The 21,559-nt window shown below is 65.3% G+C and carries 20 protein-coding genes; 8 read left to right on the forward strand and 12 right to left on the reverse strand.

Annotated features, from left to right (window positions below; all coding sequences use genetic code 11):
* The first annotated feature begins 1 nt into the window (after position 1).
* Positions 2-532, forward strand: a complete 531-nt coding sequence (locus tag AB7531_RS02405; protein ID WP_063980417.1) for a hypothetical protein — start codon at positions 2-4, stop codon at positions 530-532.
* Positions 533-709: 177 nt separating this feature from the next.
* Here the strand turns inward: AB7531_RS02405 and AB7531_RS02410 are convergent, their stop codons facing one another.
* Both AB7531_RS02410 and AB7531_RS02415 read right to left on the reverse strand, forming a co-directional pair.
* Positions 710-1,297 carry a DUF4337 domain-containing protein gene (locus AB7531_RS02410; RefSeq protein WP_063980418.1) on the reverse strand — a complete coding sequence of 196 codons (588 nt, stop codon included), beginning with the start codon at positions 1,295-1,297 and terminating at the stop codon, positions 710-712.
* A gap of 88 nt (positions 1,298-1,385) precedes the next feature.
* Positions 1,386-2,351 carry a tyrosine recombinase XerC gene (locus AB7531_RS02415; protein ID WP_063980419.1) on the reverse strand — a complete coding sequence of 322 codons (966 nt, stop codon included), beginning with the start codon at positions 2,349-2,351 and terminating at the stop codon, positions 1,386-1,388.
* Between the two features lie 122 nt (positions 2,352-2,473).
* On the opposite strand from AB7531_RS02415, the gene AB7531_RS02420 reads away from it, so the two are divergent.
* Positions 2,474-4,684 (forward strand): primosomal protein N', encoded by a 2,211-nt coding sequence (locus AB7531_RS02420; RefSeq protein WP_063980420.1) that lies wholly within the window; start codon positions 2,474-2,476, stop codon positions 4,682-4,684.
* 227 nt (positions 4,685-4,911) lie between these two features.
* Here AB7531_RS02420 and AB7531_RS02425 read toward each other — a convergent pair whose 3' ends face one another.
* The gene (locus AB7531_RS02425; RefSeq protein ID WP_028150468.1) at positions 4,912-5,421 is read right to left on the reverse strand and encodes a septal ring lytic transglycosylase RlpA family protein; all 510 of its coding nucleotides are present in this window, start codon (positions 5,419-5,421) and stop codon (positions 4,912-4,914) included.
* A gap of 635 nt (positions 5,422-6,056) precedes the next feature.
* On the opposite strand from AB7531_RS02425, the gene AB7531_RS02430 reads away from it, so the two are divergent.
* The 6 genes from AB7531_RS02430 (at position 6,057) to AB7531_RS02455 (ending at position 12,990) form a co-directional block, all read left to right on the forward strand.
* Positions 6,057-6,617, forward strand: coding sequence for a F0F1 ATP synthase subunit delta (locus AB7531_RS02430; RefSeq protein WP_063980421.1), 561 nt, complete (start codon positions 6,057-6,059; stop codon positions 6,615-6,617).
* On the forward strand, positions 6,617-8,146 hold the full coding sequence (gene atpA, locus AB7531_RS02435; protein WP_063980422.1) for a F0F1 ATP synthase subunit alpha: 1,530 nt from the start codon (positions 6,617-6,619) through the stop codon (positions 8,144-8,146). Before AB7531_RS02430 ends, atpA begins: the two co-directional genes overlap by 1 nt.
* A 141-nt stretch (positions 8,147-8,287) precedes the next feature.
* Positions 8,288-9,163, forward strand: a complete 876-nt coding sequence (locus AB7531_RS02440) for a F0F1 ATP synthase subunit gamma (protein WP_063980423.1) — start codon at positions 8,288-8,290, stop codon at positions 9,161-9,163.
* A gap of 54 nt (positions 9,164-9,217) precedes the next feature.
* Positions 9,218-10,660 carry a F0F1 ATP synthase subunit beta gene (gene atpD, locus AB7531_RS02445; RefSeq protein ID WP_063980424.1) on the forward strand — a complete coding sequence of 481 codons (1,443 nt, stop codon included), beginning with the start codon at positions 9,218-9,220 and terminating at the stop codon, positions 10,658-10,660.
* A 96-nt stretch (positions 10,661-10,756) separates the two neighbouring features.
* Positions 10,757-11,164, forward strand: a complete 408-nt coding sequence (locus AB7531_RS02450) for a F0F1 ATP synthase subunit epsilon (protein ID WP_063980425.1) — start codon at positions 10,757-10,759, stop codon at positions 11,162-11,164.
* A gap of 149 nt (positions 11,165-11,313) precedes the next feature.
* Positions 11,314-12,990, forward strand: a complete 1,677-nt coding sequence (locus AB7531_RS02455; RefSeq protein WP_063980426.1) for an adenylate/guanylate cyclase domain-containing protein — start codon at positions 11,314-11,316, stop codon at positions 12,988-12,990.
* A gap of 136 nt (positions 12,991-13,126) precedes the next feature.
* Here AB7531_RS02455 and AB7531_RS02460 read toward each other — a convergent pair whose 3' ends face one another.
* The 9 genes from AB7531_RS02460 to AB7531_RS02500 form a co-directional block, all read right to left on the reverse strand.
* Positions 13,127-13,627, reverse strand: a complete 501-nt coding sequence (locus AB7531_RS02460; RefSeq protein WP_063985996.1) for an RNA pyrophosphohydrolase — start codon at positions 13,625-13,627, stop codon at positions 13,127-13,129.
* 63 nt (positions 13,628-13,690) lie between these two features.
* Positions 13,691-14,194, reverse strand: coding sequence for an RNA pyrophosphohydrolase (locus AB7531_RS02465; protein WP_063980427.1), 504 nt, complete (start codon positions 14,192-14,194; stop codon positions 13,691-13,693).
* Positions 14,195-14,266: 72 nt separating this feature from the next.
* Positions 14,267-15,490: a divergent polysaccharide deacetylase family protein gene (locus AB7531_RS02470; RefSeq protein ID WP_063980428.1), complete on the reverse strand. Its 1,224-nt coding sequence runs from the start codon at positions 15,488-15,490 to the stop codon at positions 14,267-14,269.
* A gap of 145 nt (positions 15,491-15,635) precedes the next feature.
* Positions 15,636-16,991, reverse strand: coding sequence for a S41 family peptidase (locus AB7531_RS02475; protein WP_014490597.1), 1,356 nt, complete (start codon positions 16,989-16,991; stop codon positions 15,636-15,638).
* A complete protein-coding gene (locus tag AB7531_RS02480; protein ID WP_063980429.1) occupies positions 16,988-18,325 on the reverse strand; it encodes a murein hydrolase activator EnvC family protein in 1,338 nt (445 codons plus the stop codon). Before AB7531_RS02480 ends, AB7531_RS02475 begins: the two co-directional genes overlap by 4 nt.
* Before the next feature lie 32 nt (positions 18,326-18,357).
* A complete protein-coding gene (gene rlmH / locus AB7531_RS02485; protein WP_014490595.1) occupies positions 18,358-18,840 on the reverse strand; it encodes a 23S rRNA (pseudouridine(1915)-N(3))-methyltransferase RlmH in 483 nt (160 codons plus the stop codon).
* A 93-nt stretch (positions 18,841-18,933) separates the two neighbouring features.
* Complete coding sequence (rsfS, locus tag AB7531_RS02490; RefSeq protein ID WP_014490594.1) at positions 18,934-19,290, reverse strand: ribosome silencing factor; 357 nt, start codon at positions 19,288-19,290, stop codon at positions 18,934-18,936.
* A gap of 208 nt (positions 19,291-19,498) precedes the next feature.
* Positions 19,499-20,143, reverse strand: coding sequence for a nicotinate-nucleotide adenylyltransferase (locus AB7531_RS02495; RefSeq protein ID WP_063980431.1), 645 nt, complete (start codon positions 20,141-20,143; stop codon positions 19,499-19,501).
* A gap of 23 nt (positions 20,144-20,166) precedes the next feature.
* Positions 20,167-21,462 carry a glutamate-5-semialdehyde dehydrogenase gene (locus AB7531_RS02500; protein WP_063980432.1) on the reverse strand — a complete coding sequence of 432 codons (1,296 nt, stop codon included), beginning with the start codon at positions 21,460-21,462 and terminating at the stop codon, positions 20,167-20,169.
* Positions 21,463-21,559: the final 97 nt, after the last annotated feature.

Here is a 21,559-nt window from a genome sequence, read left to right on the forward strand (position 1 = left end):
CATGCTGCGCCGCCTACTTCAACCGGTCTGGGTCCTGCTGGCGATCATCTTCCTGATCGAAGCCTGGCTGTGGGACCATCTCGAGCCGATCGTCGCGCGGGTTGTCGCAGCCATCCCGCTCGCACGCTTCAAGCAATGGCTGACGGAGCGCGTCGATGCGCTGCCGCCGGCCATGACACTGATCGTGTTCGCGGTGCCGATCATCCCGCTGTTTCCGCTCAAGCTGATGGGCCTGTATCTGCTCACGCATGAATACTGGCTGAGCGGCGTATCCACGTTTCTGTTCGCAAAGCTGCTCGGCGTCGGCGTCACCGCCTTCGTGTTCGACGTGACGCGCGACAAGCTGATGGAGATGCACTGGTTCGAGCGGCTCTACGATCTCGTGATGAAGCTGCGCGCCAAGGCCGCCGAGCTGGTCGACCCGATCAAGCAGCGCATCCGCGAGCTGATCGCCGGCAACGGCGAAGGCTGGTCCGCCCGTACGCTCCGCCTGATCCAGCGCTTTCGCAAGAGCGTGCACCAGGCGCGCTAGCTGCTCGCGACATACACACTGTCATCGTCACATACTCGGTGTCATAGCCCGCGAAGGCGGGCAATCCAGTATTCCAGCGACGGTAAGGCTAGAACCGAGAAGCTGCGGCGTACTGGATGCCCCGCTTTCGCGGGGCATGACACCCAAGATGTGACGGCTGCGCGCGCCTCAACGCCGCTAATGCAAATGCACCAGATGCGGCCACCACAGGCCGAGCGCGGTCATGAGGAGGCCGGCCAGGGTCAGGACGCCGGCGACATAAGCGAGCGCGATCATGCCGGTGATGATGGTGGCCGAGGCCAGAACGATGCCGATCTGGAAGGCGGCGGAGGCCAGCTCGAAGTGATGATATTTCGCGGTCGCCTCGTCGCGCTCGTGCTCGGCGTGCTTGGCCTTCTCGGCGAGCTGCTCGGTGCCTTCGCCGGTCTCGGGCTCTGAGCGATAGCGCTGCGCGGTCTTGGTCCAGTCGTCGACCTGCTTCTGCACCGCCGGCTTCTGAGCCTCGTCGGCGGCGGCGAGCGTGAGCTTGCCCTGCTCGGATGCGGTCAGCACCACGGTGCGGCGGATGGTCTTGGCCTGGAAGAACGCCCAGAGATTGGCGGACTCGACGTTCTTGCTGATCGATTCAGTCTGGGCGCCCTTGCCGAGCGTCTCGGAGATCGCCAGGAACAGCGCCAGCACGGCGATCAGAAGAGCGATCTTCTTGTTCGATCCGGACGCGTGCTCGGCGTGTTCGGCATGCTCCATGCTTTCGTGTGCGCTCATGATTCCCTCCAGTCGCGGTTCCCCACGATTGACCGAACCGCGGGCGCCGCGCAAGAGGCACGCGCGCTATGACAGCTTCATGTCAGGTTCATCGCCGCGGATGGGCGCTCGCATAGACTTCGAGCAGCCGCTCCGAATCGATGCCGGTGTAGATCTGCGTGGTCGAGAGCGAGGAGTGACCCAACAGCTCCTGGATCGCGCGCAGGTCGCCGCCACGCGACAGCAGATGCGTCGCGAAGGAATGCCGGAGCGCGTGAGGCGTCGCGCTGTCGGGCAGGCCGAGCGCGCCGCGCAGCCGCTCCATCGCGAGCTGGATGATGCGCGGGCTCAAGGGCCCGCCGCGCGCGCCGAGGAAGATCGGGCCTTCCGCCGGCAGCGGATAGGGGCACATCGCAACGTATTCCTGCACGAGCGCGAGCACGTTCTGCAGCACCGGCACCATGCGGGTCTTGTTGCCTTTGCCTGTCACGATCAGCACGTCGCCTTCGCCGGGACGCGGCACCTCGCGGCGCTTCAACCCCAGCGCTTCGGAGATGCGCAGGCCCGAGCCATACAAGAGCGCCATCACCGCGGCGTCGCGGGCCAGAACCCACGTCTCGCGTTCCTCGCCGGCGCGCTCGTCGGCATCGGCGAGACGTTTTGCGGATGCCATCGGCAGCGGCTTCGGCAAAGTCTTGGCCACCTTGGGCGCGCGGATAGCCGAGAGTGCGCCGACCTTGCCCTTGCCTTCGCGTTCGAGGAAACGGCCGAACGAGCGCAAGCCCGCCAGCGCGCGCATCAGCGAGCGGCCGGCAATGTCGTCGGCGCGGCGCATCGCCATGAAGGCGCGGATGTCGGTGGCTTCCAGCGCGGCAAAGCGCGCCAGCGTCACGCGCTCGCCCCAATGGGCGCAAAGGAAATCCAGGCATTGCCGCAGGTCGCGGCCATAGGCCTCCAGCGTCTTCGGCGACAGCCGCCGCTCGGCGCCAAGATGCGACAGCCAGCGCGTCATCTCCTGCGCGATCGAGGGATCGGCGCTGGCGAGCTCGATTGGGGGGGCGGCCGCTTTGCTCATGCGCTCTGGACGTAATGATTCCACTCAGTATATCGCATCACACCCGTTTACTGTTCGCTAAGGCCGCCCCTGGGCGCTAGCCTCAAGGCCCAAGGTTCCGATTCTCCCTCCAAAGATCTTTGATGGATCATTCGTCGCGCAGCACGACCACCCCCGCCAACGCGACCCGCATGGTCGACGTGCTGGTGCCGGTCGCGCTCGACCAGACCTATTCCTACAAGGTGCCGCGGGGGATGGAGCTGAAGGCGGGCGATCTCGTCGGCGTGCCGCTCGGCCCGCGCGAGGTGCTGGCCGTGGTCTGGGCGGAGAACGCCAATCCCGACCCGCGCCTGCACAACCGGCTCAAGGAGGTCAGCGAAAAGCTCGATCTTCCTCCGCTGAAGCCTGAGCTGCGCTCGGTCGTCGACTGGGTCGCCAATTACACGCTGAGCCCGCGCGGCATGGTGCTGCGGATGTGCCTGCGCATGGGCGAGAATCTCGGCCCGGAGCGGGTGCGCGCCGGTGTGCGCCTGGTCGGCGATCCGCCGCGACGGCTGACGCCGGCGCGGCAGCGCGTGATCGAGCTGCTGTCGGATCGCCTGCTGCACGGCAAGTCCGAGGCCGCCAAGGAAGCAGGGGTCTCGGCCGGCGTGATCGACGGCCTCGTCGACGAAGGCACGCTCACGGTCGAGCCGATGCCGCCGCCTCCGCCGCCGCCGGCACCCGATCCGGATTTTGGCCAGCCGGATTTTTCACCGCTCCAGCGCGCCGGGGTGGATGCAATGCGCGCGCTCGCCGCCAACGGCACCTTTCACGTTGCGCTGCTCGACGGCGTCACCGGCTCCGGCAAAACCGAGGTCTATTTCGAGGCGATTGCAGAGACCATCCGCCGCGGCAAGCAGACTCTGATCCTGATGCCGGAGATCGCGCTGACCGGCCAGTTCCTCGACCGCTTCGCGCAGCGCTTTGGCGTGCGTCCGATCGAATGGCACTCCGAGCTGACGCCGCGCACCCGCGCACGCAACTGGGCCGCGATCTCCGATGGCAGTGCGCCGGTCGTGGTCGGCGCGCGCTCGGCGCTGTTTCTGCCGTACGCCAATCTCGGCCTCATCGTGGTCGATGAAGAGCACGACCAGGCCTACAAGCAGGACGAGGGCGTGCATTATCACGCCCGCGACATGGCGGTGGTCCGCGCGCATATCGCCAAGATCCCGATCGTGCTGGCCTCCGCCACGCCGTCGGTCGAATCCGAGGTCAATGCGCGCAAGAGCCGCTATCAGCGCATCGCGCTGCCCTCGCGCTTCGGCGGCCAGCACATGCCGCATATCGAGGCGATCGACATGCGCCGCGAGCCGCCCGCGCGCGGCCGCTATATCTCGCCGCGGCTGGCTTCCGAGATCAGAAAAGCGGTCGAAAAGCGCGAGCAGGCGCTGCTGTTCCTCAATCGCCGCGGCTATGCGCCGCTGACCTTGTGCCGTGCCTGCGGCCATCGCTTCGCCTGCACCATCTGCGATGCCTGGCTGGTCGATCACCGCTTTCGCCAGCGGCTGGTCTGCCACCATTGCGGCTTCTCGATGCCGCGCCCGCAGACCTGCCCGCATTGCGCGGCGGAGGAATCGCTGGTCGCGGTCGGACCGGGCGTCGAACGCTTGCAGGAAGAGGCGGCCGCGCTGTTCCCCGACGCGCGCACCATGGTGCTGTCGAGCGATCTCATCACCTCGATCGAGACAATGCGCTCCGAGCTTACCGAGATCGCGGAGGGCCGCGTCGACATCATCATCGGCACGCAGCTCGTCGCCAAGGGCCACAACTTTCCACGGCTCAATCTCGTCGGCGTGGTCGACGCGGATCTGGGCCTGTCCAACGGCGATCCGCGCGCGTCGGAACGCACCTGGCAGCTGCTCAACCAGGTGATCGGCCGTGCCGGGCGCGAGCAGGGCCGCGGCGTCGGCTATCTCCAGACCCACCAGCCCGATCATCCCGTGATGAAGGCGCTGATCGCCTGCGACCGCGAGGCCTTCTACGACAGCGAGATCGATCTGCGCGAGCGCACGCTCTATCCGCCGTTCGGCCGGCTCGCGAGCCTGATCATTTCGGCCGGCGACCGCCCGAGCGCCGAAGGTTTGGGTCGCCGCCTCGTTGCGCTCGCACCGCGCGACGAGCGCGTCGTGGTGCTGGGACCGGCGGAGGCCCCGCTCGCCGTGATCAAGGGTCGCTACCGTTTCCGCATCCTGGTGAAATCGGCGCGTGGTTTCGATCTGTCGGACTATTTGCGCAACTGGCTGGCGGTGTGTCCGAAGCCGAAGGGCAACCAAAAGCTCGAGGTCGACGTCGACCCGCAGAGCTTTTTGTAAGGCTGCAATCCATCCCCGTCATTGCGAGCGCAGCGAAGCAATCCAGAATCCCTCCGCGGAGGCAGTCTGGATTGCTTCGTCGCTGCGCTCCTCGCAATGACGAAAGAATCAAAAAGCCCGCCGTCCCCCAAGACGGCGGGCTTGTTTCGCCCGAACTGGTCTCGCCGCTCACACGTCCGCGGACGATGGCGAGATTTGCGCTTTGTCGGTGAGGCGCTGGTGGCGCCTTAGGAGACGACTTCCGCGGTGACGCGGCCGACGCCGGCGCCGGTGAGGCCGATGGCGCGGGCAGCGCCCGTGGAGAGGTCGAGGACGCGGCCGCGAATGAACGGGCCACGGTCATTGATGGTGACGATGACGCTCGAACCGCCATGGGTGACGCGCAGCTTGGTGCCGAACGGCAGCGAACGGTGCGCTGCGGTCATGGCGTTCTGGTTGAAGCGCTGGCCCGATGCAGTCCGGCTGCCGGATTCGTTGCCATAATAGGAGGCCATGCCGGAGAAGCTGCGGCCCGTGCCCGACGACGGCGTCATCGACGCGTTGGCGTTGCGCCAATCGGAGGTCGTGTTGGCATCGCTCTGGGCGTGGTGGCGGTGATGATGGTGAGAGTACCGGTGGTGATGCCGGGATTTGGCAGAAGCTTCGGTGGCGGTTCCACCGACGAGGAGAGTGGCGGCAACGAAAGCGATCGCCGTGCGCGGCCGGGGCACGGAGCCCAGCGTCTTCAAAGACAGCATTTAGTGGTCCCTAATCTAGTATTGCCACATATGTGGCAAGTGGAGCCCCCGTAAGTCTGTGAGCGGGATCGCGTTTCGATTCCTAATGAGGCGTGAATTGGGCAGTAAATCCGTTCTGTGTCGTCATGAAATATTCTGTGATTGGCATCAATGTTGCAGCCGATGTTCTGGAATCTTTCGCTTTAACAATTATTTAACTATTTTATTACTCATTAATACTGTAAAACGAGGTCATTATACTTCATGTTTAGAATTAGGAAAGTATTCAGGGGAGGCCGCTCGTCACGTCCGACTCACGCCTCAGCGATTCGTGTTCATGGCCGCTATGCGCTGAGGGCAGGAACGAATGGCCGCGATGCCGCCGAGGGGGCGCGTCATTCCGCGACGTGGCAGGCCGCTGTCGCGGTGCCGTCGGCTGCGACGAACTGGCGACAGAAGGTCGTGCCTTTAATTTGGCGTCATGTTGCACGTGCGCGCCTGCTATGTTAGCAAAGCCGCGATTTTAACGGACCCGGCACCTCCCGTGTCGGCCGAAAATCGAAGTCCCGCTTGAATTCCAAGGGCTTGGATCGCTTGGCGCCGCTTTGTGGCGACGGTTTTTCCCTTGCGAGTTTGACAGCAAAAAGAGCGCGTCTGTGGCTGCAGAAGATACGTCCGTTTCCGGTGTGTCCGGCCGTTATGCAACGGCCTTGTTTGAACTGGCCCGCGACCAGAATGTGGTCGACGAGGTCAAAGCCGATCTCGATAAATTCGAGGGCTTGCTGAGCGAAAGCGCCGATCTGACGCGCCTCGTCCGCAGCCCGGTGTTTGCGGCCGATACCCAGTCCAGGGCCCTCTCGGCCGTTCTGGACAAGGCGGGCATCGCCGGCATCTCCGCCAATTTCCTGAAAGTCCTGACCGCCAACCGCCGCCTGTTCGCGGTGGCTGACGTCATTCGCGCCTATCGCGCCCTCGTCGCCAGGTTCAAGGGCGAGACGACGGCCGACGTCACCGTGGCGGAGGCGCTTTCGGACAAGAATCTCGACGCCCTCAAGGTTGCCCTGAAGTCGGTGACCGGCAAGGACGTCGCGCTCAACGTGAAGGTCGATCCCTCGATCATCGGTGGCCTCGTGGTCAAGCTTGGCAGCCGCATGATCGATAGTTCGCTTCGCACCAAACTCAATTCGATCAAGCACGCGATGAAAGAGGCAGGCTGATGGACATCCGCGCCGCGGAAATTTCCGCGATCCTGAAGGACCAGATCAAGAATTTCGGCCAGGAAGCTGAAGTCTCCGAAGTCGGACAGGTGCTGTCCGTCGGCGACGGTATTGCCCGCGTCTATGGTCTGGACAACGTCCAGGCCGGCGAAATGGTCGAATTCGAGAACGGCACCCGCGGCATGGCGCTGAACCTCGAAACCGACAACGTCGGTATCGTTATTTTCGGCGCCGACCGCGAGATCAAGGAAGGCCAGACCGTCAAGCGCACCCGCGCCATCGTGGACGCGCCGGTCGGCAAGGGCCTGCTCGGCCGCGTCGTCGACGCGCTCGGCAACCCGATCGACGGCAAGGGCCCGATCCAGGCCGACAAGCGCATGCGCGTCGACGTCAAGGCGCCCGGCATCATTCCGCGCAAGTCGGTGAGCGAGCCGATGGCGACCGGCCTCAAGGCGATCGACGCCCTGATCCCGATCGGCCGTGGCCAGCGCGAGCTGATCATCGGCGACCGTCAGACCGGCAAGACCGCGATCGCGCTCGACACCATCCTGAACCAGAAGCCGCTCAACGCGCAGCCGGACGAGAACATCAAGCTGTATTGCGTCTACGTCGCGATCGGCCAGAAGCGTTCGACCGTCGCCCAGTTCGTGAAGGTGCTGGAAGAGCAGGGCGCGCTCGAATACTCGATCATCGTCGCCGCCACCGCTTCGGATCCGGCTCCGATGCAGTACATCGCGCCGTTCACCGGCTGCACCATGGGCGAGTACTTCCGCGATAACGGCATGCACGCCGTCATCATCTATGACGATCTGTCCAAGCAGGCCGTCGCCTACCGTCAGATGTCGCTGCTGCTGCGCCGCCCGCCGGGCCGCGAAGCCTATCCGGGCGACGTGTTCTATCTGCACTCCCGCCTGCTCGAGCGCGCGGCGAAGCTGAACAAGGACCAGGGCTCGGGCTCGCTGACGGCGCTGCCGGTCATCGAAACCCAGGCCAACGACGTGTCGGCCTACATTCCGACCAACGTCATCTCGATCACCGACGGCCAGATCTTCCTGGAAACCGACCTGTTCTTCCAGGGCATCCGTCCCGCGGTGAACGTCGGTCTGTCGGTGTCGCGCGTCGGTTCGTCCGCGCAGACCAAGGCCACCAAGAAGGTCGCCGGCAAGATCAAGGGCGAGCTCGCGCAGTACCGCGAAATGGCGGCGTTCGCGCAGTTCGGCTCCGATCTCGACGCCTCGACCCAGCGCCTGCTCAACCGCGGTTCGCGCCTGACCGAGCTGCTCAAGCAGCCGCAGTTCGCGCCGCTGAAGATGGAAGAGCAGGTCTGCGTGATCTGGGCCGGCACCAACGGCTATCTCGATCCGCTCCCGCTCAACAAGGTGCGCGCGTTCGAGGACGGTCTGCTGTCGCTGCTGCGCGGCAAGAACGCCGAGATCCTCAACGCGATCCGCGACAGCCGCGATCTCTCCGACGACACCGCCGCCAAGCTGAAGTCGGTGGTCGAAGGCTTCGCGAAGAGCTTCGCGTAAATGCCGTCATGGCCGGGCTTGTCCCGGCCATCCACGTCTAACGGCGTGTGAGGCACCGCGTGGATGCCCGGGGCGAGCCCGGGCATGACGACTGGATAGGTTTGCGATCAGGCCAAAGGGTCGGATCGTCGGGGACGAAGAATGGCGTCACTTAAAGACATGCGCGTCCGCATCGCCTCCACCAAGGCGACGCAGAAGATCACCAAGGCGATGCAGATGGTCGCGGCGTCGAGGTTGCGCCGTGCCCAGCAAGCGGCCGAGGCGGCGCGGCCCTATGCCGACAAGATGAGCGCGGTGATCTCCAACATCGCCAGCGCCGCTGCGGGTTCGCCCGGCGCGCCGGCGCTGCTGGCCGGCACCGGCAGGGACCAGGTCCACCTGCTGCTGGTCTGCACCGGCGAGCGCGGTCTGTCCGGCGCCTTCAACTCCTCGATCGTGCGCCTCGCCCGCGAGCGCGCCCAGGCGCTGATCGCGCAGGGCAAGGAAGTGAAATTCTTCTGTGTCGGCCGCAAGGGCTATGAGCAGCTCCGCCGCCTGTTCGACAAGCAGATCGTCGAGCACCTCGACCTGCGTAGCGTTCGTCAGCTCGGCTTCGTCAACGCCGAGGACATCGCCAAGAAGGTGCTGGCCCGTTTCGACAACGGTGAGTTCGACGTCTGCACGCTGTTCTACGCGCAGTTCAAGTCGGTGATCGCCCAGATCCCGACCGCGCAGCAGATCATCCCGCTGGTCGTCGAGGAAAAGGCGGCGAACGCGCCGACGACGTCCTACGATTACGAGCCGGAGGAGGACGAACTGCTGTCCGGCCTGTTGCCGCGCAACATCGCGGTGCAGATCTTCCGCGCGCTGCTGGAAAACAACGCTTCGTTCTATGGCGCGCAGATGAGTTCGATGGACAACGCCACCCGCAATGCCGGCGAAATGATCCGCAAGCAAACCCAGATCTACAACCGAACCCGTCAAGCCCAGATCACCAAGGAGCTGATCGAGATCATCTCCGGCGCCGAGGCGGTCTGACGCACGAACCAAACGACGGTCGTTCAAGTCCAGAATTTCGAAGGAGAGCTATTCATGGCTACAGCAGCTAACCAGGTCGGTCGCGTCACCCAGGTCATGGGCGCCGTCGTCGACGTGCAGTTCGAGGGCCACCTGCCCGCCATTCTCAATTCGCTGGAAACCCGGAACGGCAACATCCGCCTCGTGCTGGAAGTTGCGCAGCATCTCGGTGAGTCCACCGTCCGCACGATCGCGATGGACGTGACCGAAGGTCTGGTGCGCGGCCAGGAAGTGACCGACACCGGCCAGCCGATCGCGGTTCCGGTGGGTGACGGCACGCTCGGCCGCATCATGAACGTCATCGGCGAGCCGATCGACGAAGCCGGCCCGATCAAGTCCGAAGGTCTCCGCGCCATCCACCAGGAAGCGCCGAGCTACACCGACCAGTCGACCGAAGCTGAAATTCTCGTCACCGGCATCAAGGTCGTCGATCTTCTTGCTCCGTATGCGAAGGGCGGCAAGATCGGCCTGTTCGGCGGCGCCGGCGTCGGCAAGACCGTGCTGATTCAGGAGCTGATCAACAACGTCGCGAAGGCGCACGGTGGTTACTCCGTGTTCGCCGGCGTCGGCGAGCGTACCCGCGAAGGCAACGACCTCTATCACGAGTTCATCGAGTCCAAGGTCAACGCCGATCCGCACAATCCGGATCCGAGCGTGAAATCCAAGTGCGCGCTGGTGTTCGGCCAGATGAACGAGCCGCCGGGCGCCCGCGCCCGCGTCGGCCTCACCGGTCTCACCGTCGCCGAGCACTTCCGCGACCAGGGCCAGGACGTGCTGTTCTTCGTCGACAACATCTTCCGCTTCACCCAGGCCGGCTCGGAAGTGTCGGCGCTGCTCGGCCGTATTCCTTCGGCGGTGGGTTATCAGCCGACGCTCGCCACCGACATGGGCGCGCTGCAGGAGCGCATCACCACCACGCAGAAGGGCTCGATCACCTCGGTGCAGGCCATCTACGTTCCGGCCGACGACTTGACCGACCCGGCGCCCGCGACCTCGTTCGCGCATCTGGACGCGACCACGGTGTTGAACCGCGCGATCTCGGAAAAGGGCATCTACCCCGCGGTGGACCCGCTCGACTCGACCTCGCGCATGCTCTCGCCGCTCGTCGTCGGTCAGGAGCACTACGACACCGCGCGTCAGGTCCAGCAGGTGCTGCAGCGCTACAAGTCGCTCCAGGACATCATCGCCATTCTCGGCATGGACGAGCTTTCGGAAGAGGACAAGCTGACGGTGGCCCGCGCCCGCAAGATCGAGCGCTTCCTGTCGCAGCCGTTCCACGTCGCCGAAATCTTCACCGGCTCGCCCGGCAAGTTCGTCGACCTCGCGGATACCATCAAGGGCTTCCGCGGCCTCTGCGAAGGCAAGTATGACCACCTGCCGGAAGCCGCCTTCTACATGGTCGGCACCATCGAAGAGGCAGTCGAGAAGGGCAAGAAGCTGGCGGCGGAAGCCGCCTAAGCCGGCGAATAGCGAATAGGGAGTGGCGAGTAGAATCTATTCGCCATTCGCTGCTCGTCACTCGCGCGTTCGCTACTCACCATTCGCAGGTTTCCAATGGCCACCATCCACTTCGATCTCGTCTCGCCGGAAAAGCTCGCATTCTCGGGCCAGGTCGATCAGGTCGATATCCCCGGCGTCGAGGGTGACTTCGGCGTGCTGGCGGGACATGCGCCGGTCGTGGCTGCGATCCGGCCCGGCATCCTCACCGTGACCACGGGCGGCAGGCACGTGAAGATCATCGTGCTCGGCGGTCTCGCCGAAGTCTCCGAAAAGGGCCTCACCGTGCTCGCCGACGTCGCGACGTCGCTCGACGAACTCGACCGTGCCCAGTTCGCCGCGACCATCTCCGAGATGGAAGACGGCCTGAAGGAGCACGAGGGCGGCGAGCTCGATCAGGCCATCGAGCGGCTCGACCACTTCAAGAGCATCCAGCAGCAGCTCAACAGCACGGCTATGCACTAAGCCCCGGTGCACTGCTCCGGGGCTCAAGCTAAAAATTCCTGAACAGGTTCAGCGCTCGTCACGAAAGTGGCGGGCGCTGAAACTTTGTTGCACCGCGCCGCCGATAGCGGCATTCTGCGCCCGCGAATTTGTTTCGGGGCTGGCAGCAGATGAAACGCAAGATCGCAGCGATTTTCGCAGCCGATATTGCCGGTTACTCAAGACTGGTCGCGGAAGACGAAGAGGAGACGCTGCGGCGTCTCGCCTCCTATCGCGAGGTCGTCGACGACTTCATCGCGAAGGCCAACGGCCGCATCTTCAACACGGCGGGTGACGCCGTGCTCGCGGAGTTTCCGAGCGCGGTCGATGCGGTGCGTTGCGCGATCGACATCCAGGAATCCCTGCGAACCCGCAACATGGCCTATCCGCCGAGCCGGCAGATGTCGTTCCGCATCGGCATCACCATCGGTGACGTGGTCGAGCGCAACGGCGATCTGCTCGGTGACGGCGTCAATATCGCCGCCCGGCTCGAAGGCCTCGCCGAGGTCGGCGGCATTTGCGTCTCCCGCGCCGTGCACGAGCAGGTCGCCAACAAGCTGTCGGTGCAGTTCGCCGACATCGGCGCGCAGGAGATCAAGAACATCCCGACGCCGGTGCATGCCTACATGGTGGCGATGCGGCGCGAGGACGGCACTTACGCCACGCCGAAACTGAAGAAGCCCGCCTCCAAGCTGGCCGCGGCACCCGTCTGGATGTGGCCGCTGGTGGTCGCCGTCGTCTCGGTCGTCGCCATCCTTGTCACCGGCTTCCTCTACAACACCAAGCTCAAGCAGACGGTCACCGCCGCAGTCGCGCCGGCCGCGACGCCAAGTGCTGCAATGCCAAGCGCAGCGCCAGCGGCAGATGCCGTGGCGCCGAGCCCGATGCCGACCCAGATGGCAAAGGCGCCGATGGCTCCGATGAGCCCAGCCGGCGCTGCGATGGCGCCGATGCCCGCGTCCTCACCATCCGCCGCGCCGCTATCGGGCAAGCTGGCCGCCGACAGCGTGCCCTTCATCAACGAGCGCATCCGCAACTATCTGGCTGGCGACTATTCCGCCTCCGGCGACTACAAGGCCTTCGCGCTCAATGTCGGCGGCTTCACAGGCGCGGCGTTGAACCAGCCGACCGAGGAAGCCGCGCGCAACATGGCGCTCGAGCAATGCCAGAAGCGCGCCGATGCCGCGCAATCGCCGCGGCGCTGCGAGCTCTATGCGGTCGGCAACGACGTCGTCTACACGCACGGCAAGCCGCCGATGCCGCCGCAGCCCTGGGTGCGCCACGACGCCATGACCGAGCGGGCCTTCGTGCCGAAGGATTTTCCTATGGTGCGCGATCCGGCAAAAGTCCGGCTCGAGAACATGTTCGTGCCGGCGGCGAAATCCCGCGCGATCGCGCTCGGCCCGGGCGGTCAATATTTCATGGTGCTGGGCGCGTCATCCGTCGACGATTCGGCGCGGCGTTCGCTGGAATCGTGCGGCGCCATCGCCGGCATGGCCTGTCTGATCGTCGCGGTCGACGACAATTTCGTCGTGCCGATCCCGACCCTGCTCAGGATCACCGGCTTCTTCCATGCCGCTTCCAACGCCTCGATCGCCGCCGACGCGCGGGCCGAGGTCGTACGCAAGCTCGCCGATGGCATGGGCTGGAACGCGGTCGCGGTCGGAACCGCGGGCCGGCCGGGCCTCGGCCTGAAGGTGGCGGACGAGCAGACCGCCGTCAACTCCGCGCTCGCCGACTGCGCCAAGCGCGACAGCGATTGCCACGTCATCGCGATCGGCCCGTTCACGGTCGGACCGACGAATTAGAGCTTGCTGGACGTAGGCCGCCACGCCGCTTGTGCCCCGCGGCCGATTCTCTTTGACGCTTCAAAAACTTCGCCACAACCACCGCGCATCGCGCCGGCAATCGCCGGCTACTGTGCATGGGGTTGTTTTCGCGGTTTTAGTTTGCGAAGGGCGCAAACTGCTGCGCGACCGCGCGGTAGACGTCGCGACGGAACGGCACCACGAACTCGGTGACGCGGTCGAGCCGCTCCCAGCGCCAGGCGTCGAACTCCGCGGGCTGTTCGTTGCGCGGCGTCAGCGGATCGATCTCGTCATCGCGGCCGGTGAAGCGCAGCGCGAACCATTTCTGGCGCTGCCCGCGGAACTTCGCCAGCCGATGCGTCTGCGGCCCGTCGTAGGGCGGGAACTCGTAAGTCAGCCAGTCTGTCTCGCCGAGATAGTCCGCACTCTTGACGCTGGTCTCTTCCCAAAGTTCGCGCAGCGCCGCATCGCGCAGGTTCTCGCCCTCATCGACACCACCTTGCGGCATCTGCCAGTCGAGGCCCGGCAGGATGATCTCGGGGCCGTCGCCCTTGAAGCGGTGGCCGATCAGCACGCGGCCATCGGCATTGAAGAGGGCGATCCCCACGTTGGGACGGTAGGGTTTTTGATTGGTCACGCGCGCGTCTTTCATCGTCATTCCGGCGATGCATTAGCACCGAACCCGGGATGACGATTTGATTTATTCATCCGCCAGCGCGGAAAATTCCTTCACCACGCGCTCATAGACCGGGCGCTTGAACGGGATGATCAAACCGGTCAGGTTCTTCATCGGCTCCCAGCGCCAGCTCACGAACTCGGCCTTGTGGCCGCCGCCGGGCTTTTCGACATTGATCTCGCTGTCCTTGCCGGTGAACCGGACCGCGAACCATTTCTGGCGCTGGCCGCGATAGCGGCCCTTCCAGGCGCGCCCGGCAACCGTGCGCGGGATGTCGTAGACGAGCCAGTCCGGGACCTCGCCGAGCCGCTCGACCGAGCGCACGCTGGTCTCCTCATAGAGCTCGCGCTTGGCGGCATCCCAGGTGTCCTCGCCGGGATCGACGCCGCCCTGCGGCATCTGCCAGACATGGGCGTCGTCGACATGCTCGATGCCACCGGCGCGGCGGCCGATGAACACCAGACCCTTCATGTTGATCAGCATCACACCGACGCAGGTACGGTAGGGCAGATCCTCGTAACGTGCCATTCCGCCAGACCTCTCGCGTGCTTTTGGTGGGTATGCCGGTCCCGAGGGCCCGTAACGTACCAATCCGTTGATTTAGCTAGATTTTGATTTCAGCATCGCGGTTGTCAACGGCACCAAAAGGATACCACGGTCGCTCAATGTCTTGGTCCAGCTGCCGATGCGCTCGATCGAGACCGGCAGGGCGGAGGCGGTGCCGATTGCAACGCCGCGCTCGCGCGCCATCGATTCGAGCTTGTTCAGGGCGCGGTCGATCTCCGCCGGGGTCGGCACCACGTCGATCGCGATATCGCCCTTGCCGAACGGCATCGCCTGGCTGCCCGCGGCCTGGGGCGCGATGCTGCGCGGCGAGGAGCCGTCGTCGAAGAAGCCGAGGCCGCGCTTGGCCGCCTCGCGGATGATCGGCTGCATCGCGGCGTCGGTCGCCACGAAACGGGCGCCCATGAAATTGGTGAGGCCGGCATAGCCCTGCATCCGGCTCAGGTGCCAGTACAGGCGGTCCATGTTCTGGTCGGTGGTGAGCGAGGTCAGCAGCGTCTGCGGGCCCGGGTCGTTGTCCGGGAAGTCGTAGGGCTCCATCGGGATCTGGAGGAAGATCTCGTGCCGCTGGGCGCGGGCCCGCTCGGCGAGCTTGCCGGGATCGGCGCCATAGGGCGTGAAGGCCAGCGTCACCGCCGGCGGCAGCCGCATGATCGCGTCGGTGGTCTTGGCCGCGCCGACGCCAAGGCCGCCGATCAGGATCGCGACCACAGGCATCTTTGCCGCCTTGGCGCGGTCGGCATCCGCCGCGTAGACGTTGAACGGCTTCGCGCCCTCGGCCGTCACGGGGATCATGCCGTAGCGCGATTTTTCCAGCAGTTTTGGGTCGATCCCGGCCATGACGGGCGGAGGGGCGGAGGCGGCTGCCGCGTCCCCCTTGTCGGCGGCATCGCCGCCACCGATCACCACGTCGTGGCGCGTGCCGGTGGAACCGTCGATCATGGTGACGGTCTTCTGCTCGCCCGCCTGCTTCGGCGCCTCCTTGGCCTCGTGCTTGCTCTCTGGCTTGCTCTCCTGGCCAAGGCTCGCGGCGGCCGGCTTCTCGTCGGTGGCCCTGGGCTCGCGGATCGCAATCCGCGTCATCGGCTCACCGCCGAGCGGATCCTTGTTGAAGATGGCGAAGCCGGCGAAGGCGACCAGGAACAGGCCGAGCATGACCGTGAGGGCCTGCATGGCTGTGAACGGCAGCCGCAGCCGCCGTTTCCGGCGCGGCTTGTCCTGTCCGAGCGGGGCGCTCAGATCATCGGCCGTTTCAGTCATGCGAGATCCCGAATCACTCCCGCCGACGATACCACGCCGAGGTCAAGCGGCGTCAGGCCGGGATAGGCCGGGGGTAGCAGGAGCCCCAAGCAAAAAGGGCGGCTCCAGGAGCCGCCCTTTTCGAGAGATGAGGTGACGCGCCGACTTAGTTCGCCGCTTTGGGCTTGTCGGTCGTGGCCTTGTTGTCGCCCGGCGTCGGCGCCGCGGAGGCGCTGTTCTTGATGCCGTGGAGCAGGTCGTCCGCGAGCTTGAGCGCCTTGTCGTCCTTGGCGTCCGGCGGGACGTAGGACTGCGAGCCGGTCTTCTCGTCGCCGTCGTTCTTGAGATGGCCGCGCAGCGAAGCCTCGCCCTTGGTGTCGGTGCGCGACTTCAGCTCGTCCGGCACATCCTGGAGCACTTCGATGTCGGGCACGATGCCCTTCGCCTGGATCGACTTGCCCGACGGCGTGTAGTAGCGCGCCGTGGTCAGGCGCAGCGCGCCGTTGCCCGAGCCGAGCGGAATGATGGTCTGCACCGAGCCCTTGCCGAACGAGCGCGTGCCGACGATGGTCGCGCGCTTGTGGTCCTGCAGCGCGCCGGCGACGATTTCCGATGCCGAAGCCGAACCGCCGTTGACCAGCACGATAACAGGCTTGCCCTTGGTGAGGTCGCCCGCATGCGCGGTGCGGCGCTGGGTCTCCTCGGCATTGCGGCCACGGGTCGAGACGATCTCGCCCTTCTCCAGGAACGAGTCGGAGACGGTGACCGCTTCCTCGAGCAGGCCGCCCGGGTTGTTGCGGAGATCGATGATGTAGCCCTTGAGCTTGTCGCCGATCTGATTCGAGAGGTTGGCGACCTCGCGCTTCAGGCCTTCGGTGGTCTGCTCGTTGAAGGTGGTGATGCGGATATAGGCGATGTCGTCGGCCTCGATGCGCGCGCGCACCGAGCGGACGCGAATGTTGTCGCGCACCAGGGTGACGTCGATCGGATTGTCCTGGCCCTTGCGGATGATCTTGAGCTTGATCTTGGTGTTGACCGGACCGCGCATCTTCTCGACCGCCTGGTTCAGGGTCAGGCCCTGCACGGCTTCGTCGTCGAGATTGGTGATGATGTCGTTGGCCATGACGCCGGCGCGCGAAGCGGGGGTGTCGTCGATCGGCGAGACCACCTTGATCAGGCCGTCCTCCATCGTGACTTCGATGCCGAGGCCGCCGAACTCACCGCGGGTCTGCACCTGCATGTCGCGGAAGCTCTTGGCGTCCATGTAGCTCGAATGCGGATCGAGGCCGGTGAGCATGCCGCTGATGGCGGATTCGATCAGCTTCGTGTCATCGGGCTTCTCGACATAGTCCGAGCGCACGCGCTCGAACACATCGCCGAACAGATTGAGCTGGCGATAAGTGTCTGCAGTTGCGGCTCGCGCGCTGGAGCCCATGAAGACCGCGCGCGGCTGGGTCACGAACAGCGTCAGCGCAGCACCGGTGGCCGCGCTGAGGAGGATAACTGAAGTCTTGCGCATCATCCGCGAACCTTCTCGCCTTCATTTGCGGCCCACCATGGGCCTGGATCGATTGGAGTGCCGTCCTTACGGAACTCGACATACAGCACAGGTTGACTCGCGTTCGTGGCGAGAATGGAGGCGACTTGTGAGGTCGATCCCATGGTCGCGACCGGCTCCCCCGTGAGCACAAACTGACCGATGTTAACCGAAATGCGCTCCATCCCGGCGATCAGGACATGATACCCGCCCCCGGCGTTGAGGATCAAGAGTTGTCCATAGCTGCGGAACGGGCCGGAATAGACAACCCAGCCATCACACGGCGTCGTGACCTGGGAGCCGGGCCTGGTTGCCAGCGAAATGCCCTTCTGGACACCGCCGACCCCGTCGGAACCGCCAAAATCCCTGATCTTGTTACCGTTAACCGGGAGAGGCAGGAGCCCCTTGGCCGCCGCGAAGGCGATCGCCGGGGTGGTCCGGGACCGGTCCTTGAAAGTGCCCGGACCGGGCTTGGCGCTGGCGGCCGCCTTGGCCTCGGCCTGCTTGGCGGCCTCAGCCGCCTTCTCGGCGGCCTTGGCGGCGCTCTGCAGATCCTGCTCCATCTTGGTGATCAGCCCCTGGAGATCGCCGACCTGCCTGGAGAGCGCGATGGCGCGCGAGTTCTCGGCGTCTAGGTCTTTTTCGCGCGACGCCTGCTGACGCTGCCGCTCGTCGACCAGGGCGGTCAGCCGGGTCTGGTCGTTGCGGACCTTGTCGCGGTCGGTGGCAAGCTGGTCGCGTTCGGCGGCGATGTTCTTGCGCAAGGCCACGAGCTCGCCGAGGTCGCCGGCGAGCTTCTCGGCGCGGCCGCGCAATTCCGGCACCACGGCGCCGAGCAGCATGGCGGTGCGCAGTGATTGCAGCGCATCTTCTGGCCGCACCAACAGCGCCGGCGGCGTGCGCCGGCCGGCGCGCTGCAGGGCCGCCAGCACCTCGACGATGTCGGCGCGGCGCGACTCCAGCGAGGTGCGCATCTGCTGCTCGCGGCCGTTGAGCGAGCGCAGCCGCGCTTCGGCTTCGTCGATCTTGGTCTCGACGGCCCGCACATTGGCTGCGGTATCGATCAGCTGCTGATTGAGCTGGGTGCGGTCCTGGCCGAGCGAGGTGATTTCGGCCTTGAGCTTGGCCTGCGCTTCCTCGGCGCTCTTCTGCCTCGCGCGGGCGGCCTCGAGCTCCTGCTCGCGCTGCTTGATCGCATCGGGCGAGGCGGCCGCCGTCTGTGGCGCGGGCGCAATTATCGGACCTTGCGTCTGAGCTTGCGCGAGGCTTGCGCCCGTGACGCCGGCGATCAGCAGCAGGTTGAGGATCGGCGCTCGCATCGCTTTACGCAAAGGTGCTCGTTGTGCGCGCATCACGCGCGGTGATAGGGGTGGCCGGCCAGAATGGTGGCGGCCCGATAAAGCTGTTCCAGAAGCATGACGCGGACCATTTGGTGCGGCCAGGTCGCAGAGCCGAACGCGATCGCGAGCTTGGCCTTACGGCGCAATTCGGGCGAAAGTCCGTCCGCCCCTCCGATCACGAAGATAGTATGTCCGGCACCCTCGTCGCGCCAGCGACCGAGGTGCCGTGCGAATACGGTGGAGTCGAGATTCTGGCCGCGCTCGTCCAGCGCCACCAGGATCGATTTTTCCGGGATGTGCGCACCAATCGCCGCGGCCTCTTCGGCCATCCGTGTCGCGGTGTCGCGCGCGCGGCTTTCGGGGATTTCGTGGATGGTGAGCTCGCGGAATCCGAGCTTGCGGCCGGCTTCGTCGAACCGCTCGAAATAGCGGTCGGCAAGCTCCCGTTCGGGGCCCTGCTTCAGCCGGCCCACCGCAATGACAGCAACGCGCATGATATCTTCAGGTCGTGTTTCGAGACCGCGCGCAATATGCGCGCGCACGACGCTAGCATGCGCGTCAGCCGATTCGAAATCGGCTCGATGAGCCTAGATCGCCTTCGCCGCCCCTGGGCCCTGCGTGTACAATCTCTCGAGATTGTAGAACTCACGGACCTCGGGTCTGAACACGTGCACGATCACATCGCCGGAATCGATCAGCACCCAGTCGCAATTGGGCAAGCCCTCGACGTGGATGTTCCTGATGCCGTTTTCCTTGAGGCCCTTGGCGACGTTGTCCGCGATCGCGCCGACGTGCCGGTTCACCCGGCCGGTGGTGACGATCATGTAGTCGGAGTACGCCGATTTGCCGCGAAGGTCGATGGTGACCGTCTCTTCCGCCTTCATGTCGTCGAGGCGGGAGAGGATCAGGCTCAGCGTCTTGTCGGCGTCGGGTTGCGCCTTCAAGGCCGCAGCTTTGGTCGATGTTTTACGCGCCGGTTTCGCTACCTTGGGTAAAACAGACTTGGACAATACAGATGTGGTCAGGGACCATTCCTTTCACTGTATCGCGAACGCCGAATCCGACGCTCACTGGTTACACTACATCATGTGGGGTTAAGGGTTTCAATATGCCAGAGAGTCTGAAATCCCCACAACGTCCACACACTCCGTCTCACTTCGGACCTTTCCAGCTCCCGTCCGGGTTCCGCAAGCCGGTCGAGGACAGGTTCAGTTTCAACCCCGTCAGAAAGACCCAGGCCGGCGCTGGCCGATCCGGAAGCAATGCCGCGTCCGTCTCGGGCACGCGGTAGCGTGCAAGGGCCTGGGCAGCGGGCGAGGCGAGGGCGCGAAAACTCTGCGGCGGGCGATCGATGACCGCAATCGGCACCTGGTCGGCGATGCGCCGCCAGTGCTGCCAACGATGGAATTGAGCGAGATTGTCGGCGCCCATGATCCAGACAAAGCGCAGGCCGCTGAGGCGGCGGCGCAAGGTGTTGATCGTGTCGATAGTATAGCGGGTACGAATGACGGATTCGAGACAGGTCACCTCGATCCTGGGATCGTCGGCGACGTCGCGCGCGGCTTGCATGCGCGCGCCGAGCTCATGCAGCGTGCCGTTCTCCTTCAGCGGATTGCCCGGCGTCACCAGCCACCACACGCGGTCGAGTCGGAGGCGTTTCAGCGCGAACTGGCTGATGGCGCGATGGGCCTCGTGCGGTGGATTGAACGAGCCGCCGAGCAGGCCGACGCGCATGCCTTCGGTGTAGGGCGGAATGGCCTGCGCGAAGAAACGTGGCGCGACGAAATTGTTACTCAATGCCCCACGCCTCGCGACATGACTTACGGCCGCGTCTGACCTGTGCCGTGGACGCGATATTTGAAGCTCGTGAGCTGCTCGGCGCCGACAGGACCACGGGCGTGGAATCGGCCAGTGGCGATGCCGATCTCGGCGCCGAAACCGAACTCGCCGCCGTCGGCGAATTGCGTCGAGGCATTGTGCAGCACGATCGCGGAATCGACCTCGCTCAGGAATTTCTTCGCAGCAGCCTCATCCGCGCTCACGATCGCATCGGTGTGGTGCGAGCCGTGGTTCTGGATATGCGCGATTGCGCCGTCGACACCGTCCACCACCTTCGCCGCGATGATCGCGTCGAGATATTCGGTGTCCCAATCGTCTTCGCTGGCAGCCTTGACGCGCGCATCGGTCTTCTGCACGGCGTCGTCGCCGCGCACTTCGCAGCCGGCCTCGATCAGCATCTCGACCAGCGGCCTCAGGTTCTTGGCGGCCGCGGCGCGATCGACCAGCAGCGTCTCGGCCGCGCCGCAGACGCCGGTGCGGCGCATCTTGGCGTTGAGCACGATCGACTTCGCCATGGCGAGGTCGGCGCTGGCATCGATATAGACGTGGTTGACGCCTTCGAGATGCGCGAACACGGGCACGCGGGCCTCCTGCTCGACGCGCGCGACGAGGCTCTTGCCTCCGCGCGGAACGATCACGTCGATGGCGCCGTTCAACCCCGACAGCATCATGCCGACCGCCGCGCGGTCGCGCGTCGGCACCAGCGTGATCGCAGCTTCGGGGAGCCCGGCGTCACGCAGGCCCTGGACGAGACATTCATGGATCGCGCGGCACGAACGAAAACTGTCGGAGCCGCCGCGCAGGATCACGGCATTGCCGGATTTCAGGCACAGCACGCCGGCATCCGCCGCAACGTTCGGCCGGCTCTCGAAGATCACGCCGACGACGCCGAGCGGAACGCGCACGCGCTCGATGGTCATGCCGTTCGGCCGCTGCCAGCTCTCGGTGACGATGCCGATCGGATCGGCGATGCCGCGCACGATACCGATGCCCTCGGCCATCGACTCGACGCGCGCAGGTGTCAGCGTCAGGCGGTCGATGAATGAGGCGATCATGGTGCCCGAGGCCCGGGCCTCCGCGACGTCCTCGGCATTGGCGGCAAGGATCGCGGCAGAGTTCGCGCGGATCGCCCGCTCCATGGCCCCGAGCGCCCTGTTCTTCTGCTCCGGCGGCGCCAGCGCCAGCACGCGCGCGGCAGCGCGGGCACGGGCGGCGAGATCGGACATCAGCGCCTGGAGATCGGCATTGCCGTCGACGGCTTTGAGGGGGGCGGCCATGGAGAGTTCAACCTTCTGCTAAGGCAGTGTCCTAGCACGGAAATCCCGCGTCTGCGAAGGGTCGGGAGGGTATGGCTGGGGCCCGGTTCGCGCCGCC

The organism is Bradyrhizobium sp. 63_E2_N1_3 (assembly GCF_052076005.1).
GTDB classification, from domain to species: Bacteria; Pseudomonadota; Alphaproteobacteria; order Rhizobiales; family Xanthobacteraceae; genus Bradyrhizobium; species Bradyrhizobium barranii.